Source organism: Rodentibacter rarus (assembly GCF_001998965.1).
GTDB classification, from domain to species: Bacteria; Pseudomonadota; Gammaproteobacteria; order Enterobacterales; family Pasteurellaceae; genus Rodentibacter; species Rodentibacter rarus.
Map to the genome: position 1 here is coordinate 1 of NZ_MLHJ01000129.1, position 16284 is coordinate 16284.

19 protein-coding genes and 1 pseudogene are annotated in these 16284 nt (G+C 41.2%); 12 read left to right on the plus strand and 8 right to left on the minus strand.

The genetic code is table 11. From position 1 onward, the window contains the following. On the minus strand, nt 1-596 hold a 596-nt coding region (locus tag BKK50_RS11130), incomplete at its 3' end, for an extracellular solute-binding protein (RefSeq protein ID WP_143529819.1). Nucleotides 597-761: 165 nt separating this feature from the next. Between BKK50_RS11130 and udk the strand changes: the two genes are divergently transcribed. Genes udk through BKK50_RS11150 form a run of 4 tightly spaced genes read left to right on the plus strand, consistent with a single transcriptional unit; the run spans nt 762 to nt 4365 of the window. Next, the gene (udk, locus tag BKK50_RS11135) at nt 762-1403 is read left to right on the plus strand and encodes a uridine kinase (RefSeq protein ID WP_077418073.1); all 642 of its coding nucleotides are present in this window, start codon (nt 762-764) and stop codon (nt 1401-1403) included. Between the two features lie 8 nt (nt 1404-1411). Continuing rightward, nucleotides 1412-1996, plus strand: coding sequence for a dCTP deaminase (dcd, locus tag BKK50_RS11140; protein ID WP_077418076.1), 585 nt, complete (start codon nt 1412-1414; stop codon nt 1994-1996). Further along, nucleotides 1997-3190 (plus strand): hypothetical protein, encoded by a 1194-nt coding sequence (locus BKK50_RS11145; RefSeq protein ID WP_077418079.1) that lies wholly within the window; start codon nt 1997-1999, stop codon nt 3188-3190. It begins immediately after the preceding gene. Next, a complete protein-coding gene (locus tag BKK50_RS11150; protein ID WP_077418082.1) occupies nt 3187-4365 on the plus strand; it encodes a sugar transporter in 1179 nt (392 codons plus the stop codon). The genes BKK50_RS11145 and BKK50_RS11150 overlap by 4 nt, the downstream gene beginning before the upstream one ends. Nucleotides 4366-5076: 711 nt before the next feature. Here the strand turns inward: BKK50_RS11150 and BKK50_RS11155 are convergent. Together BKK50_RS11155 and proB are read right to left on the minus strand one after the other, a co-directional pair. Then, nucleotides 5077-5421 carry a hypothetical protein gene (locus BKK50_RS11155; RefSeq protein WP_077418085.1) on the minus strand — a complete coding sequence of 115 codons (345 nt, stop codon included), beginning with the start codon at nt 5419-5421 and terminating at the stop codon, nt 5077-5079. Between the two features lie 9 nt (nt 5422-5430). Then, nucleotides 5431-6534, minus strand: coding sequence for a glutamate 5-kinase (gene proB, locus BKK50_RS11160; protein WP_077418088.1), 1104 nt, complete (start codon nt 6532-6534; stop codon nt 5431-5433). Between the two features lie 116 nt (nt 6535-6650). Between proB and folA the strand changes: the two genes are divergently transcribed. Continuing rightward, nucleotides 6651-7133 (plus strand): type 3 dihydrofolate reductase, encoded by a 483-nt coding sequence (gene folA / locus BKK50_RS11165; RefSeq protein WP_077418091.1) that lies wholly within the window; start codon nt 6651-6653, stop codon nt 7131-7133. 85 nt (nt 7134-7218) lie between these two features. Here folA and BKK50_RS11170 read toward each other — a convergent pair whose 3' ends face one another. Next, the gene (locus tag BKK50_RS11170; protein ID WP_077418094.1) at nt 7219-8064 is read right to left on the minus strand and encodes an MBL fold metallo-hydrolase; all 846 of its coding nucleotides are present in this window, start codon (nt 8062-8064) and stop codon (nt 7219-7221) included. Nucleotides 8065-8205: 141 nt separating this feature from the next. On the opposite strand from BKK50_RS11170, the gene BKK50_RS11175 reads away from it, so the two are divergent. Further along, entirely contained in the window at nt 8206-9162 is a 957-nt protein-coding gene (locus BKK50_RS11175) for a GlxA family transcriptional regulator (RefSeq protein WP_077418097.1), read from the plus strand. Between the two features lie 90 nt (nt 9163-9252). Here the strand turns inward: BKK50_RS11175 and BKK50_RS11180 are convergent, their stop codons facing one another. From BKK50_RS11180 to rraB, 4 genes are all read right to left on the minus strand, one after another. Next, nucleotides 9253-9657: a hypothetical protein gene (locus BKK50_RS11180; RefSeq protein WP_143531281.1), complete on the minus strand. Its 405-nt coding sequence runs from the start codon at nt 9655-9657 to the stop codon at nt 9253-9255. Between the two features lie 66 nt (nt 9658-9723). After that, nucleotides 9724-10350 carry a peptidylprolyl isomerase gene (gene slyD, locus BKK50_RS11185; RefSeq protein WP_077418103.1) on the minus strand — a complete coding sequence of 209 codons (627 nt, stop codon included), beginning with the start codon at nt 10348-10350 and terminating at the stop codon, nt 9724-9726. A 64-nt stretch (nt 10351-10414) separates the two neighbouring features. After that, nucleotides 10415-11140 carry an SIMPL domain-containing protein gene (locus BKK50_RS11190; RefSeq protein WP_077418106.1) on the minus strand — a complete coding sequence of 242 codons (726 nt, stop codon included), beginning with the start codon at nt 11138-11140 and terminating at the stop codon, nt 10415-10417. Between the two features lie 141 nt (nt 11141-11281). Then, on the minus strand, nt 11282-11704 hold the full coding sequence (rraB, locus tag BKK50_RS11195; RefSeq protein ID WP_077418109.1) for a ribonuclease E inhibitor RraB: 423 nt from the start codon (nt 11702-11704) through the stop codon (nt 11282-11284). Nucleotides 11705-11810: 106 nt separating this feature from the next. On the opposite strand from rraB, the gene truD reads away from it, so the two are divergent. The 6 genes and pseudogenes from truD (at nt 11811) to tnpA (ending at nt 16182) form a co-directional block, all read left to right on the plus strand. Further along, nucleotides 11811-12830, plus strand: coding sequence for a tRNA pseudouridine(13) synthase TruD (truD, locus tag BKK50_RS11200; protein WP_077418112.1), 1020 nt, complete (start codon nt 11811-11813; stop codon nt 12828-12830). Further along, nucleotides 12830-13570 (plus strand): 5'/3'-nucleotidase SurE, encoded by a 741-nt coding sequence (gene surE / locus BKK50_RS11205; protein WP_077418116.1) that lies wholly within the window; start codon nt 12830-12832, stop codon nt 13568-13570. Before truD ends, surE begins: the two co-directional genes overlap by 1 nt. Before the next feature lie 41 nt (nt 13571-13611). Next, nucleotides 13612-14187: a YqaA family protein gene (locus tag BKK50_RS11210; protein WP_077418119.1), complete on the plus strand. Its 576-nt coding sequence runs from the start codon at nt 13612-13614 to the stop codon at nt 14185-14187. A 12-nt stretch (nt 14188-14199) separates the two neighbouring features. Beyond that, complete coding sequence (locus BKK50_RS11215; protein WP_077418121.1) at nt 14200-14385, plus strand: putative periplasmic lipoprotein; 186 nt, start codon at nt 14200-14202, stop codon at nt 14383-14385. Between the two features lie 13 nt (nt 14386-14398). Then, nucleotides 14399-15541 (plus strand): murein hydrolase activator NlpD, encoded by a 1143-nt coding sequence (nlpD, locus tag BKK50_RS11220; RefSeq protein WP_077418123.1) that lies wholly within the window; start codon nt 14399-14401, stop codon nt 15539-15541. A 199-nt stretch (nt 15542-15740) separates the two neighbouring features. Further along, nucleotides 15741-16182, plus strand: a pseudogene (gene tnpA / locus BKK50_RS11225) (IS200/IS605 family transposase). The last annotated feature ends 102 nt before the right edge of the window (nt 16183-16284 follow it).

Sequence of the window (16284 nt, forward strand, 5' to 3'; positions counted from 1 at the left end):
TGGAAGATCATTGACACCTTGTCCTCACCCCAAAGTTGCACAAAGGTCGCAATGGCGGTGTAAGCCGTGCCGGAACTTTGTGGATCAGCAATTTGGATTTCCCCTTTTAACTTAGGATCTGTTAAATCTTTCCAACATTTCGGCACTTCTTTAACGCCTAATTTGGCAAGACGCTCGGTATTCACCCCAAACCCTAAAATCCCCATATAAATGGCGGAAACATAATGCCCTTTTGTTTTTGCCGGGTCACGGAAAGCTTCGACAATTTCATCAATATGTTGAGATTGATAAGGCTCAATTAATCCTAATTCTGCCGCTTGTGCCTGAGGATCAAAGGTGCCGCCAAACCAAACATCCGCTTGGGGATTATTTTTTTCGGCGTCCACTTTGGCAAAAGTACTCCCTGAACCATTGCGGATAAAGGAGGTTTTCACATCATACTTTTCGCCAAAGGCTTTTATGGTGGTTTCACATAACACATTCGTGGCACTGCAATAAACGACCAAGCGACCTTTCCCATAGACTGCGGAAGAGAACATTAAACTTCCCGCTAAAAGTGCGGTTGAAATAGAAAGAGAAATTTTATTGAATGTCATAGTAATCCCCTCTATTGGATAAAATGCCAAAATGCTATGCGAAAATGAAAAATAATACCGTGATTCCCTTCACAATTTTGCGAATTGATACCGAAAAATAAAGGTGAAATTGACCGCACTTTTCTTTATAATTCAGAGAATTTTCTCAGCCTTCAGGTTATATTTATGCCAGATTCATCTTGTATTATCATCGCCATCACAGGTGCCTCCGCCTCAGGGAAAAGTTCCATTGCCTCCACCGTTCATAAAGAACTTTGTAACGAATTAGGTTGTCAGCAAATCGGTATTATTGCAGAAGATAGCTATTATAAAGACCAAAGCCATTTAGAAATGAGCGAACGGGTAAAAACCAATTATGACCACCCCAACTCGATGGATCGTGATTTACTTATTCAGCATTTAAAAGATTTAAAAGCCAATAAGGCGGTGGATATTCCTGTTTATAGCTATGTAGAACACACCCGAACCGCGGAAACCACGCACTTCACCCCTAAACGTATCGTGATTTTAGAGGGCATTTTACTGCTCACCGATGAACGGGTACGCCAATTAGCGGATATTTCTGTTTTTGTGGATACACCACTTGATATTTGTTTTATCCGCCGCTTGCAACGTGATATGGAAGAACGGGGACGTTCATTGCAATCTGTCATTGACCAATATCGGTCAACGGTTCGCCCGATGTTTTTACAATTTATTGAGCCATCTAAACAATATGCCGATATTGTTATTCCTCGTGGTGGTAAAAACCGTATTGCAATCAATATGTTAAAAGCCCAAATCCTTCATTTACTTAATCAAAAGTAGGAGAAATTATGCGTCTTTGCGATACTGATATTGAACGTTATCTTGATGATGGCATTATTGCTTTAACCCCTCGTCCGGATAACAGTAAAATTAATGGTGCAACCATTGATGTGCGTTTGGGGAATTCTTTCCGGGTATTTCGTGAACATTCCGCACCTTATATTGATTTAAGTGGCCCGAAAGAAGAGGTTTCTGCCCAATTGGAATCCGTAATGAGTGATGAAATCATCATTCCCGATAACGAGGCTTTTTTTCTCCACCCCGGTGTACTGGCTTTGGCAACAACCTTAGAATCCGTCAAATTACCGGCCAATATTATCGGTTGGCTAGACGGGCGCTCCTCTCTTGCTCGTTTAGGCTTAATGGTGCATGTTACCGCACACCGCATCGATCCGGGTTGGGAAGGCAAAATCGTTCTTGAGTTTTATAATTCAGGTAAATTACCTTTAGCCTTACGCCCGAATATGGTCATCGGCGCACTTAGTTTTGAAGTGCTAAGCGGTGATGCCGCCCGCCCTTATAATCGCCGTAAAGATGCGAAATATCGAAACCAACAAAATGCGGTGGCAAGTCGTATCGATGAGGATAAATAAATGAAAAAGATCGCAATAAGCCTGCTGATCGTGCTTGTAGCGATCTTTGCGTTTTTTTATATTCAACTCCAGCAAGCGAAGAGCCAGCTCACCGAACAATTAGCCCTGCACAATATTCAAGTGAAATCCCTTGAGTTCGGTTTCCTTCCTCAACCTTATTTCACCATTGAGCAACTGAACTATCACGCTCTATCGCTCAAACAAATTGAGGGGAAACTTGCCTTTTTACCTTTAATGTTCGGCAATCCAAAACTTGAACAACTTACCATAAATCAAATCAAATTCAGTGAAAATGCCCTCAATTCAGCGAAAATCACCCTGTCTTTTTCAGATTTTTTACTGAAAAAATTATTGGCAAAAAATATTGCTTTTGATGGTGAAAATCGCATTGCAATTGAACTTGAAAAACCCATTTATGGAAAAAATACCCGCTTCAATTTCACCTTTAATAAAGCCAATATTGCCTTTCGCCAAGATCAAGAAAGCTTAATCCAAATTAATAAGGCAAAACTCAATGATCAAACGCTCGGCTATATTGAAATACATGCGGATTTCTTTAAACCTCAAAAAGCGCTTATCGCCTACATAAAACCGGCGTGTAATACAGACTGTCTCGCTGTATTAAAATTCAATGAGTTAGAACAAAAAAGTGCGGTCAAATTTTCCGGCAAAAATTTTCCAATGGAGCGCTTACTCACGTTACTGAGTTTTCCCAATACCATGACCGGTACAACGGATTTTAACATTCTGCTGACTTTTTCCAATTCAGCGTTAATGCAAGGAAAATTTGATTTTAGTGCACAGTACGGAACGCTTTTAGGGGTAAATTTACTTGATCTTGCGACACAGTATTTTCCTATTAACTACAATGATGAACTTTTACAAGAGAAAAAGATGAATACCGCCTATCAAACTTTCATTTCATCATTGAGCCTTGAAAATAATTTATTGACCGTCAATAAAATTAGCCTAAAAACCCCCGCACTTTTGGGCGAAGGCAACGGCACTATTGATTTGAGCACGATGCAATGTAATATCAATCTCAACCTTTCTGCGGCGAATGAAAAATACCAAAACCTTAAACTTCCTATTCGCTTTTTCGACAGTTGCTATTCTCCCCAGTACAAGCTGGAAATAAACAAAAATTTCCGTCAACAATTAAAAGATCTCATTAAAGAGAAATTGAAGTCATGACTTTTTACCAACAAGCTGCAAAAATCCAAACATGGCGAGTCATTATTATGGCTTGTGCCGCCTTTATTTTTAACACCACAGAATTTGTGCCTGTTGCATTGCTCACTGATATTGCGCAAAGTTTTGATATGCAAACCGCCGAAACCGGTCTGATGATGACAGTCTATGCTTGGACTGTATTGGTAATGTCTTTGCCGGCAATGTTAGCAACCGGCAAAATGGAGCGAAAAAGTTTACTCATTAAACTTTTTGTGATCTTCATTATCGGACATCTTCTCTCTGTGATTGCGTGGAATTTTGGGGTATTGTTGATTGCCCGAATGTGTATTGCCTTAGCTCATGCCGTTTTTTGGTCTATCACCGCCTCCCTCGTAATGCGTATTGCCCCTAAAAATAAAAAAACGCAAGCACTTGGGATGCTTGCAATCGGATCATCTCTTGCTACCATCTTAGGTTTACCCCTCGGACGTTTAATCGGTCAGCTTGTCGGATGGCGGGTCACTTTCGGCATTATTGCCACCCTGGCATTATTGGCAATGTTCTTAATTATTCGGCTTTTACCTCGTCTATCAAGTAAAAATGCTGGCTCACTTGCCAGTTTACCCATTCTTGCTAAGCGCCCATTGTTAATAGGGCTTTATTTCACAACAGTACTCATTATTTCTGCTCATTTTACTGCCTATACCTATATTGAACCTTTTATGATTCAAATTGGGCAATTAGCGCCAAATCTCACCACGATGATTCTTCTCGTATTTGGCTTATCAGGCATTAGTGCCAGTTTACTGTTCAATCGGTTATATCGTTTTAGCCCCCCAAAATTTATTCTAAGTGCAATGGCATTATTTATTGTCTCACTCACGCTTTTACTCAGTTCAACCCATTATACTACTACAATATTTTCCCTTACCTTTCTCTGGGGAATCGGCATTTCCTGTATCGGTTTAGCGCTACAAATGCAAGTGTTAAAACTTGCCCCCGATGCCACTGATGTCGCCACCGCCATTTATTCAGGCATATTTAATGCTGGGATTGGTGTCGGCGCATTATTCGGAGGTCAAATTATGAAGTATATAGGATTGGAATATATCGGATTTAGTGGCGCTGTACTAGGGATTACAGGAGCAATGATTTTCATTGTTTTCCAATTCCGTCATCCTCAGAAAAATACTTAACTTATAACAAATCCACTTATACCAGCTAGGTTTTAAACCTCAAATTAAAAGGAATAAGTATAGCCCCAAGCCGATAATCCTCTGTCCCCGACACCTTGTGCAAATTAGGTCAAGGGGATAAGCGAATTTGATTAAATACAGCAGCACAATCGAGAAAATAAAATGCCGAATTGCCGGAGAGCTTATGTGTACGATTATAAGAAAAAACAGAAAAAGGTAAATATTTTCAATGTATTAGCTCTCTTCTTGATAGCACGACCTATCCAGCAGGTGACGTCCTTTCAGTTTATTGACACTGATGGGAAATTAAATTAGGTTATCGAGAAGTTAGGCAATACTTATTGGCGCAAGCCTATACATTAAGAAACAAAAAAGCTAGGGAGAGTTGAGCAAGAGATTTGTGGATTTACTGGCATATAACCTAATCCGAAAAGCGATGACAGAAACGGAAAAACATAAAGGAATCACACCTAATTAGACTCAGCTTTGCCGGCTGCAATGTTTCTGTTATCGCCTACCTAACCTACATATCATTATTAAGTCCGGGAAATTTACCTAAGGCATATCAACCGCTTTTAGATGAATTGAGACATTACGAACTCTCGAATAAGAAAAAGCGAAACTATCCGAGAGTTGTGAGAAAAAACGCTTAAATATCACGTAAAAAAGCCAGTCACAGGCTTAATTGACTGGCAGATTTTCGATTGCTCCTTAAACTTGTGCGTGTTTTTTTCGTTTTTTCTTACCCTGTTTTTTCTGAGGCGGAACGCCCTTTTTGTAACCTTGCATCCATGCCGACTTTAACTCACTAGAAATACTACCGTATTGCTGACAATAATTAATACGCTGTTGTAATAAGCTTTGTTGATAAGCACTGAACGTTTTTCCTACTCTAAAACCATCTAGATACCAATCATCCGTATCATAACAATCGGCTGTGTTTAAACGTTTTGTTGAGCTATTCACATAAAAGGGAGAACGTCCTGCACCACTATCTGCTAACACATTTAATGTCAAAGAACCCCATAACAAAGCAAAAATAAAGGCTTTTTTCACAATACATCCTTATAAAATAATCATATCATCACGATGAAGCGCTACGGCACCATATTCATAGCCCAAAATAGCTTCAATTTCTTGCGATTTTTTTCCCTTGATTAATAATAACGCATCACTGTTATAGCGTGGCATACCAAGAGCGATATTTTTGCCTGCTTGATTGCGAATATTTACCACTTCACCACGGGAGAAACGCCCTTCAACCGTTATGATCCCTGCCGGTAATAGCGATTTATTTTGCACAAGCATGGCTTGTTCTGCGCCTTCATCAATGGTAATCGCCCCTGCTGAAGGGGCCGCAAATAGCCATTGTTTGCGGCTTTCTAAACGATCTGTATGATGAGCGGTAAATTTCGTACCAATACCCTGTTCGTGTGCCAAATCCACAATAACATTTGGACGGTTACCCGGTGCGATAATAGTCTCAATGCCGGAACGAGTTGCCACATCAGCGGCAATAATTTTGGTACTCATCCCCCCGGTACCTAGCGTTGTACCGCTCCCTCCTGCAATAGAGCGGGTATGATCGGTGATTTTATCCACTACTGGAATCAATTTTGCCTGCGGATTTTTACGGGGATCGCTATCAAACAACCCTTGCTGATCCGTTAAGAGATAAAGTTGTTCTGCTTGAACGAGAATGGCTACAAGAGCTGAGAGATTATCATTATCCCCCACCTTAATTTCTGCCGTTGCTACCGCATCATTTTCATTAATAACAGGAATAATGTGATTATCCAAAAGTGCCAGCAAGGTATCACGGGCATTGAGAAAACGCTCACGATCTTCGATATCTGCACGGGTCAATAAAATCTGCCCAATATGAATATCGTAAATCGCAAATAATTTTTCCCAAGCCTGAATAAGTTGGCTTTGCCCAACTGCTGCCAATAATTGTTTGGAAGCGATGGTCGGAGGCAGCGTGGGATGATTCAAATAATGACGGCCTGCGGCAATGGCACCGGAAGTGACAATCAATATACGAAAGCCCTCATGGTGAAGCTGGGCAATTTGTCTTACAATTTCTACCATATGTGGCGAATTTAATTTTGCTGAGCCTTGAGTTAAGGTGCTCGTGCCAAATTTGATAACAATGGTTTTCTTGTTCATTTTTTCTCTATTTTCATCTCAAAAAACGGCGTTTACGTTATCACTAAATTTGTTAAAAAGCATTAACTTTATGTTGTGCTGTGATATATTGCTCAGCAATTCAACGAGGAGTTTTTATGATATTCAGTTTAATTGTTGCCACCACGCTCAACGGTGTGATTGGTAAAGATAACCAAATGCCTTGGCATCTGCCTGCTGATCTGGCTTGGTTTAGAAAAAATACCATGGGAAAACCGGTCATTATGGGGCGTAAAACCTTTGAAAGTATTGGTCGTCCCTTGCCAAAACGGGTCAATATCGTATTATCTCGTCAGCCCTATGAATCTGAAGGCATCCTTTGGAAAAATAGCGTTGAAAGTGCGGTTGATTTTGTCAAAGATTCTGAAGAAATAATGTTGATTGGTGGCGGTGAACTTTTTAAGCAATATTTGCCCCAAGCGGATAAACTCTATTTAACCCAAATTCAAACGGAACTTGATGGCGATACCTTTTTCCCAACCTTAAATTGGGAGGAGTGGCACATTGAATTTGAAAAATATCAAGAGAAAGACGAGAACAATCCTTATGATTGTCGCTTTTTGATTTTAGTGAGAAAGTAAAAAGTGCGGTTGAAAATCATAAGATTTTACAACCGCTTTTCATTTAGAGAGGCTCCAGTCGCAAATAGTAGATAGATGATTCTACTTAGTATTTCAGTACTTCACTTTCTTTTGGTACTGCAACCTTATTCAACTTATTCTCTTTTACGAATTTTCGCATTTCATCGGACGTTACCGATGCATGATTTACTGCATCCATATGCACCGTAATAATATCGGATTTTGGTGCAACTTGACGGGCTTTGGCAACATCAGCTTTTCCCGTAATAAGGCTACCGGAGAACCCTTGTAATTGAGCATAGCCGGTATTCATTACAATGATTTCGGGGTTATAGTGATTGAGGGTATGATCGACCACATAATTCCAAATAGTATCTCCAACGATATAGAGTGTTTTCTCTCCTTTAGCTTGCATAATCACGCCCATTGCTTCTCCGGCAAACTCGGCAAGTTGAGGAATTGCATACATCTGATCTGTGCCGTGTTGCCCACCGGTTTTACTTAATTTTACCTGATTAAACTCGGTATTTTTGCCAACAACTCGAACATCTTTAAAACCTTGTGAGCGGATAATTTGTGCATCACCGGCATTTTGCACAAAAATTGGCAAGGTTTTCGGTAACACTTTTTGTGCGTATTCGTCCCAATGATCAGGATGAGTATGCGTAACAATTACTGCATCAACGCCTTTTAGTATTTGATCGACTGGTTCTGCCATTTCAATTAAAGGATTGCGTTTTTCGCTGTTAATCGTTCCTTCAAATCCGGCATAAGTGCCCTTAGGAGCGAGATAGGGGTCGATTAAAAAGGTGCTACCTGCCATTTCAATTTTCGCAGTGGCATTACGGATATGCTGATAGCTGATTTCAGCATTCGCTGTTGCGGCAAAGGTTGTTGCTATAAGTGTAAATAAGATAGGTTTTAATTTCATAAGTTTCCTCTTGTAAAAATGAAAATAAATTAGACTGTACCAAATACGGTATAACTATTATAAAACAAGGAAAAAATAAAAATATTGACTTATTATTCAAATATCGAAAAAATTGGGTCAAATTCATGACATTGAGAAAACATGGCGATTCCAACGGTTGCACTTGTCCTTTATCCACAATTTAATCCCTTTCAGTTTTCTGTACCCTATATGGTTTTTTCAACAGAAATCGAAGGAGAGCCTTTATTTAAAGTCAAAATCGTGGCTGAAAATCAGGCAATGACTTATTCCCACCCGGCTACGATTACGGCAGACGGTGAGCTGAGTTTGCTGGAACAGGCAGATTTTGTTGTAATTCCCGGTTGGGATAATGTGGCGCAAATGCCTTCCGAAGCATTAATACAAGCATTACAACAAGCCGCACAGCGTGGTGCGGTCATTGTGGGATTATGTTATGGCACATATTCACTTGCTTATGCAGGATTGCTAAATGGAAAAAAAGCCACAACCCATTGGATGGGCGAAATGGATTTTAGACAACGTTTCCCACAAGTAAAATTGGATTGCAGTGCAATTTATATTGAAGATGAAAATATTATTACTTCCGCAGGGACATCCGCGGGGTTAGATTGCTGTCTTGCAATTGTTCGAAGGCAATATGGCGTAAAAATTGCCAATCAACTGGCTCGCTTGTTGGTGATTTCTCCTCATCGAGAAGGAGGACAAGCGCAATTCATCGAACAGCCGATTACGCGTAAAACTGCCAATGAGAATATCAATGAATGGTTGGAAATTATACGGACTCATCTAAAAGGAAATTATTCGATTGATGAATTAGCCAGACACTTGATGATGAGTCGTAGTACATTCACCCGTCATTTTCGTCAGGCAACAGGGATGGCATTTACTAAATGGTTGATTGAAATAAGGCTGCAAAAGGGGCGGGAATTATTAGAAAGTAGTAAATTGACAATTGAGGAAATTGCATACCAAATTGGATTTCACTCCACAACGGCATTTCGGCAACACTTTAAAGCGAAGCACCATATCAGCCCAAAACAATGGCAAAAGCGTTTTTCGATTAATACGAAAGACTGAAGACGGTATCATATTGAAATCTGCCTTTTTAATCACTGCCTAATTTTTCAGAGGAGGCGAAATGAGGCCTCTTCTCTATTTTTTAAGGCATTACGGCAGCTCCTGGCCGACAATGATTTCTAATTGATAGGGAATGGTTTCATTTCTTCGGGCTTGGGCTCGCATCATATAAACCTGAACCTGATATTCTCTGGTTTCTTGTGCTACCCCTTCAAATTGATCGCCTTGTACACTGCCATTAAAAATGGCTTCTTGTCCTTGAGGGGGTAGGATATTGAAGTAAGCGTGGGGGAAAAATGTCGCCATACTGATGTTTAAATTCTGCCCTTTTTTCACAAAAAAAGGATAGTTTACAGTTTCATAGCCGGTGATTTTCCCTGAAAAATGTTGTGCTTCTGCCATTTGTGGTTTCACTTCTGTTTGTTCCACTTTGGTGTTCATCGCACAGCCGTTCAGCCCAAAAAGAAGCGTTAACAGTAGGATTTTTTTCATCATTTTTTCCTTCATTTATCAGACAAAAAGAAGGGCAACATGAGTTGCCCTTTCTCTTTTGAGCGAAAATTAGTGACCGCCGCAGCCACAACCGCCATGTCCGTGATGATCTTGTTTATGACCACCGCCGCAACAACCTTCATGTCCATGGTCGTGATTATGATGATGGTGATGACCGCCACAACCACAGCCGTGACCTTCTTCGTCACTATCATGGTGATGATGGCCATGCGCACCGTGAACATGACCATGGGCGATTTCTTCTAAGGTGGCTTCACGGGTGGCGACCACTTCAACGGTGAAGTGTAATTCTTGACCGGCTAACATATGGTTGCCGTCCACCACCACTTCATCTCCGTCTATTTCGGTAATCACCACAGGAATTGGGCCAATATCCGTGTCGGCTAAGAAACGCATACCCACCACTAATTCATCAACCCCTTGGAATACCTCTTTAGGTACACGTTGCACCATATTTTCATTATATTCGCCATAACCTTCTTCCGGTTGGACACGAACTTCAAATTTATCGCCTACGGCTTTGCCTTCCAGGGCTTTTTCAAGACCAACGACTAAATTATGATGGCCTTGTAAATATTCTAAGGGCTGATTGGCCGGTGCTTCGTCCACTAATACACCATCTTGGGTGCGTACTTGGTAAGCAATGCTCACCACGACATTTTTTGCTACGTTCATGAGGTTTCCTTATTGTGTAAAAATTGTTGTCATTGTATAGAAGAAAAAGGAATTGTATAGGAAATTAATCTTTCAACAATTCAATTCGTGCATTGGCTCGCACGCGTACGGTTTCCTTTCCATTCTCTAAAAAGGCATTATCTGCATTCGCAGCCTCCGCAGAGAGCATCGTCATCTTCGCTGCTCTTGGCGCTGCATAGGCACGAATCGGTGCCGGTTCATTGACAGATGAAATGTCTAAATCAAGAATTCGATAGCTTTTCATCTGCAATGAATTCTGAATTAATGTGGCTTTATTTTTGAATTTTTCAATGGCTTGCTGGGTTAATTCATTTTCTACACCCATGAGTTTTTCAGAGGATAAGGTGGCATTGACATCTTCAACGGCAAGCACACCATCAAGCGAGACCACCACATTGGATAAGGCTTGGAAATCTTGGCTTTCCAGCACTAACGTTGCTCGTGCAATCCAGCCATTTTTTTTGCCTTCATTGTCATAGCGTATTGTGGTGTTGCGGTAATTTCCCTTAATTTCAACCGCACTTTGCCCTTTGACAATGCCCACGGCTTTATTTAATCGCTCTGAAATAGTTTGGTTTAATTCCGATAAATTTTTTCCTTCCACTTGATAGAACAAACGGACATTTAACAGATCACGTTCAATGTTTTTTTCCACTTCCGTGCTAAATGATACAATGTTGGTTGGCGGTGCAGAAGCAACATTTTCCGCTAAAATAGCGGTGCTAAAGGGGAGGGTCAATAGCGCAAGGCTGAATGCTTTTAATTTCATAAATTTCTCCAAAAATTATTCATCAATCACTAAAGCGATTTATTCACGCCTTTGGCGTGTTGGCAAAACCAACATTCAAAAATGTGACCGCACTTTTATGGTGCGGTCTTAGGGTTATAAAAGGCTTATTGAATGAGTGAATTAATGTAAACGTGCTTCTTCGACCTCATCGTCATCAAAAAATTCACCGTCATTACCGTATTCATCTTCATCGGCATTAGGGTCTTCAAAATAGGTTCCCCAGCCATCATAAAGGCCTTTGTGTTTCTCAATGAGCGGTAAAATTTCTTTTTGTTGGGCATCAATAATCTCTGCCTTTAATTCCACCTCGCTGATGATGTCAAAACAGAAAATCGCCTTTCCATGCTCATCTTCAAATTCTTCTGCCTCTGAAACTTCATAGCCAGCTTTGAACGCATCCACCGCAATTTTTTCCAATGCCTCAAAGTCATAGTGCGCAACGTGATGTTCAATAATATAGAGTGCAGCAGGATCGCTACCGTCATTTAATAAATCGGTGATAATTTCGCGTGTTTCCGCTTGAAGTTCGGTCAAATCAGTCATTGTCCATTCCTTAGTTGGCGTGAAAAGTGCGGTTATTTTAGTGGATAAATCCCCAAAAGTCGCATAAAATTTCGCAGATTATTTTCAATCCAACTTCATGAAAACTATGCTTGAACAACTCCCTTATCTCACGTTAAAAACACCGCCAAAATCCACCGCACTTTTAAAGCAACATTGTGTGGATTTTGTGGTGAAAGAAGACCTGGGCTATGAAATGTCTGGTGAAGGGGAGTTTGTGGCGTTAAAGGTTCGCAAAACAGGGTGCAATACCTTATTTGTGGGGGAAAAATTGGCGCAATTTGCTGGGGTGTCGGTGCGGAATATGGGGTATGCCGGTTTAAAAGATCGCCAAGCAGTGACCGAACAATGGTTCTGCTTGCAAATGCCGGGGAAAGATACACCGGATTTCAGTGGTTTTGAATTAGAAGGGGTTGAAATTTTAGCGGTCACACGTCATCATCGCAAAATCCGCACCGGTAGTTTACAAGGCAATTATTTTGATATTTTGCTGCGTGATGCCAAAGAAAGCGAGGAATTAAAGACTCGCTTAGAAATAGTGGAAAAGGTGGGTTTCCCCAATTATTTTACAGAACAACGCTTTGGCCGTGATGGGCATAATCTCACACAAGCATTACGTTGGGCAAAGGGCGAAATTAAGGTTAAAGATCGCAAAAAACGCAGTTTTTACCTTTCCGCCGCCCGTAGTGAAATTTTTAATTTAGTAGTGGCAGCTCGCATTGAACAAAACCTTGCACAACAGATTTTGCCCAATGATATTGTGCAATTAAACGGCTCGCACAGTTGGTTTAAAGCCGATGACACAGAAGACTTAAATGTCTTACAAGTGCGGTTAGAAAATCAAGATATTTTGCTCACAGCCCCGCTTATCGGTGAAGAAAATCCGCAGGCTTCAGATATTGAAAATGCCATTGTGGAACAACACAATGTGTTCTCGCCTTTAATGAAGCAGGAAAAAATGAAAGCGGTTCGCCGTCCGCTTTTGATGCAGCCACAGCATTTCAGATGGCAGTTTGTTGAGGAAGGATTAGCCCTCTCTTTTTATTTGCTGGCAGGCAGTTATGCCACGGCATTGATTCGGGAATTAGTCAATTATAAGGAAGCATAATGCGAATTTTATTAAGTAATGATGATGGTTTTCACGCAGAAGGTATCCAAGTTTTAGCAGCGGAATTACGCCAATTTGCAGATGTTGTGATTGTCGCACCGGATCGCAATCGCAGTGCGGCATCCAGTGCATTAACCTTGGTTGAACCCTTACGCCCTCGCCATTTAGATAATGGGGATTATTGCATTAACGGCACGCCGGCAGATTGTGTGCATTTAGCCTTAAACGGTTTTTTATCCGGTCTGGTAGATTTAGTGGTTTCGGGCATTAATGCCGGGTGTAATATGGGGGATGATACCCTTTATTCCGGCACTGTGGCGGCTGCATTAGAAGGGCGCCATTTGGGTTTGCCTTCCATTGCTGTTTCACTAGATGGCCGCCAACATTATGAAACCGCAGCCCGAGTGGTGGCAGATTTAATTCCCAAATTGCATAATCAATTATTAAATCCTCGAGAAATTATCAATATTAATGTACCGGATTTGCCTTATGAGGAACTCAAAGGCTATAAAGTTTGCCATTTGGGTTACCGTTCATCTGCGGCAGAGGTGATAAAACAAGAAGATCCTCGTGGTGAAGCCATTTATTGGATTGGTCCTGCCGGTTTGCCGGAAAACGAGCAAGAGGGTACGGATTTTCATGCCGTAAAAAATGGCTATGTATCCATTACCCCTATCCAAGCGGATATGACAGCACATCATTCAATTCAGGCTTTACAAGATTGGCTGGAACGTGAATAATGCACGTTTTTTGATTAAATGATAATTAGAAGGTGAAGGGAATGAATATTTTTGGCTCCATGTACGATAAAACCATGGCGTGGTCGACACATCGTTTTGCGGCGTTTTGGCTATCCTTTGTGAGTTTTATTGAAGCGATCTTTTTCCCCATTCCGCCGGATGTGATGTTGATCCCTATGTCGATGTCAAAGCCAAAAAGTGCGGTCAAATTGGCTCTTTATACAGCGATTGCTTCTGTTCTTGGCGGTATGGTGGGCTATGCCATCGGTTATTTTGCAACAGATTGGGTACAGGGGATTGTCCAGCAATGGGGCTATGGTGAACACTGGGCAACAGCGATAAGCTGGTTTGAGCAATGGGGGGGATTGGTAGTTTTCGTGGCAGGTTTCAGCCCTATTCCCTATAAAGTGTTTACGATTTGTGCCGGCGTCATGCAAATGGCGTTTTTGCCTTTTGTAGTCACGGCATTTATCTCTCGAGCAGCACGTTTTTTGTTGGTGGCAAAACTTGCTGCTTGGGGCGGAGAAAAATTTGCAGCAAAATTACGTCAATCCATTGAAATTATTGGCTGGGCGGTGGTTGTGCTTGCTGTGGTGGCTTACTTTATTTTGAAATAAATAGGATAGGTAATGAATAAATATTTATTTATGTTGTCTATGGTGTTTGTGTTATCTGCTTGTGCTTCGCAAGAAGCCCAAGATCCGAATGTGTTACCCAATGGTATTATGCAGCCTGTTGAAGGCACAGGCGCCGTTGCAGGAGGCAGTTTTATGCCGGAAATCGAACAACAAACGATGCCAAATACCATGAAATAAGAAGGAAAAATAAATGAAGAAATCGTTTTTATTATTGCCTCTGAGTGTGACAATTTTAACTGCTTGTTCATCGAATACCCAAGCGCCAATTGAAAATGCCGGTGGGGAACTTTCACCGGGTATTATGCAGCCGGTGGACAACAGCAGTAGCGGCACTTGGCAGCCGGAAATTCAACAAAATACTATGCCAAGTAGTATGCCAAGCGTCCCCACACAACCGACTTATCAGTCGGTACAACCTACAACATCGGCGCCTGTACACCCTCAAACTAAAACGGTAACCAAAACCGTGTCAGATTGTACAAACTCAAGCCCAATTAATGTGCCACGCAATCCGAATACCAATGCCCCGGATTACAGCCAAATTCAAAAAGGCTCATATAAAGGGAGCGCTTATAAAGTCAATAAAGGTGACACGATGTTCCTTATCGCTTACTTAGCCGGTATGGACGTTAAAGAATTGGCAGCATTAAATAATATGTCAGAGCCTTACAGCTTAAGCGTTGGGCAGACTTTAAAAATCGGAAAATGTACCACAAAAACCATCACCACCACCGTGCCGGTAAATAATCCGACACCGGCAACCCCGGTAGTGACTTATACCCCAGGCGCAAATGGGACCCAAATTGGATCTGATGGAACAGTGATTGGTCCAATTAAATCAGGCGTAGGTGTAGCTTCTAGCGCACCAAGCCCGACAATGCCAATCAATGTTCCAACCACACCGGTAGCAACAGGGAATACCACGCCGGTGAATGCCAATGTGGTGGAGCCAATTGCCTCAAATATCGCCTGGCAATGGCCTACAAATGGAAATATTATCCAAGGTTTCTCAAGTTCGGATGGCGGTAATAAAGGGATTGATATTGCCGGCTCTCGTGGACAATCGGTTAAAGCGGCGGCCGCAGGTCGAGTGGTTTATGCCGGTAACGCATTGCGTGGTTATGGTAATCTTATCATCATCAAACATAATGATGATTTCTTAAGCGCCTATGCACACAACGACCGAATCCTCGTCCGCGATCAGCAAGAAATTAAAGCAGGACAAGAAATTGCGAAAATGGGTAGTACCGGTACCAATAACGTAAAACTTCACTTTGAAATTCGTTATGAAGGTAAATCGGTTGATCCAATTCGTTACTTACCAAGACGGTAACGTGATCTGCGCACAAAAAATTAGGCTCACTTAATTTAAGGGCTGGATCCTGTTATTGTACAGGGCTTAGTCCTTTTATTGCTAACTAAAAACCACCCTCTATGAAGGTGGTTATCGGCTAAAAAGGCTTTGCCTGAAAAAATCGACTCATAGAAAATCCTTGTGGAAGTTATCCCCATAACCAACATAAGGAAAAACAATGAGTCGATTTAAGAAATCATCGCATGTGATTTCATTGTCAATATCATTTAGTTTGGACACCGAAATATCACTTTCGGATCTTGAAAGATAAAGTTGGTCGAGAAGTGTATATCCATCTAAGGATACTTTGTGAGCAATTGAAACTAGAGATAGTTGAGCTGAATGTTCGGCAATCTCAGGTTCATCTTTTAGTGAAGATTCCCCCCCTCCCGAAGTTATCGGTATCAGATGTGATGGTCCACTTAAAAGGTCGCACAGCGATTAGATTGTTCAATAAGTTTCCCTATTTAAGGAAACATAAATTATGGGGCAATCATTTTTGTGCAAGAGGTTACTGCGTGGACACCGTAGGTGTTAATACAGAAATGATACGTAGATATGTGAAATATCAAGATAAACATGAGTTAGAAGATAAGCAGTTAAAGCTGTCTTCGATGTAAAATTCGGATTCTGAGAATCGGAATTTAGAAACGCTCTTATGGGGAGTCAATCAAAGCCACCTTCTATGAAAGTGGATTTTGACTTGAATGTTGGTATTGTGC

Excerpts from the sequence above, each read along its gene's own strand:
- udk (WP_077418073.1), top strand. The coding sequence starts at position 762 with ATGCCAGATTCATCTTGTATTATCATCGCCATCACAGGTGCCTCCGCC.
- dcd (WP_077418076.1), top strand. The coding sequence starts at position 1,412 with ATGCGTCTTTGCGATACTGATATTGAACGTTATCTTGATGATGGCATT.
- BKK50_RS11145 (WP_077418079.1), top strand. The coding sequence starts at position 1,997 with ATGAAAAAGATCGCAATAAGCCTGCTGATCGTGCTTGTAGCGATCTTT.
- BKK50_RS11150 (WP_077418082.1), top strand. The coding sequence starts at position 3,187 with ATGACTTTTTACCAACAAGCTGCAAAAATCCAAACATGGCGAGTCATT.
- proB (WP_077418088.1), bottom strand. The coding sequence starts at position 6,534 with ATGAACAAGAAAACCATTGTTATCAAATTTGGCACGAGCACCTTAACT.
- folA (WP_077418091.1), top strand. The coding sequence starts at position 6,651 with ATGATATTCAGTTTAATTGTTGCCACCACGCTCAACGGTGTGATTGGT.
- BKK50_RS11170 (WP_077418094.1), bottom strand. The coding sequence starts at position 8,064 with ATGAAATTAAAACCTATCTTATTTACACTTATAGCAACAACCTTTGCC.
- BKK50_RS11175 (WP_077418097.1), top strand. The coding sequence starts at position 8,206 with ATGGCGATTCCAACGGTTGCACTTGTCCTTTATCCACAATTTAATCCC.
- BKK50_RS11180 (WP_143531281.1), bottom strand. The coding sequence starts at position 9,657 with ATGATGAAAAAAATCCTACTGTTAACGCTTCTTTTTGGGCTGAACGGC.
- slyD (WP_077418103.1), bottom strand. The coding sequence starts at position 10,350 with ATGAACGTAGCAAAAAATGTCGTGGTGAGCATTGCTTACCAAGTACGC.
- BKK50_RS11190 (WP_077418106.1), bottom strand. The coding sequence starts at position 11,140 with ATGAAATTAAAAGCATTCAGCCTTGCGCTATTGACCCTCCCCTTTAGC.
- rraB (WP_077418109.1), bottom strand. The coding sequence starts at position 11,704 with ATGACTGATTTGACCGAACTTCAAGCGGAAACACGCGAAATTATCACC.
- truD (WP_077418112.1), top strand. The coding sequence starts at position 11,811 with ATGCTTGAACAACTCCCTTATCTCACGTTAAAAACACCGCCAAAATCC.
- surE (WP_077418116.1), top strand. The coding sequence starts at position 12,830 with ATGCGAATTTTATTAAGTAATGATGATGGTTTTCACGCAGAAGGTATC.
- BKK50_RS11210 (WP_077418119.1), top strand. The coding sequence starts at position 13,612 with ATGAATATTTTTGGCTCCATGTACGATAAAACCATGGCGTGGTCGACA.
- BKK50_RS11215 (WP_077418121.1), top strand. The coding sequence starts at position 14,200 with ATGAATAAATATTTATTTATGTTGTCTATGGTGTTTGTGTTATCTGCT.
- nlpD (WP_077418123.1), top strand. The coding sequence starts at position 14,399 with ATGAAGAAATCGTTTTTATTATTGCCTCTGAGTGTGACAATTTTAACT.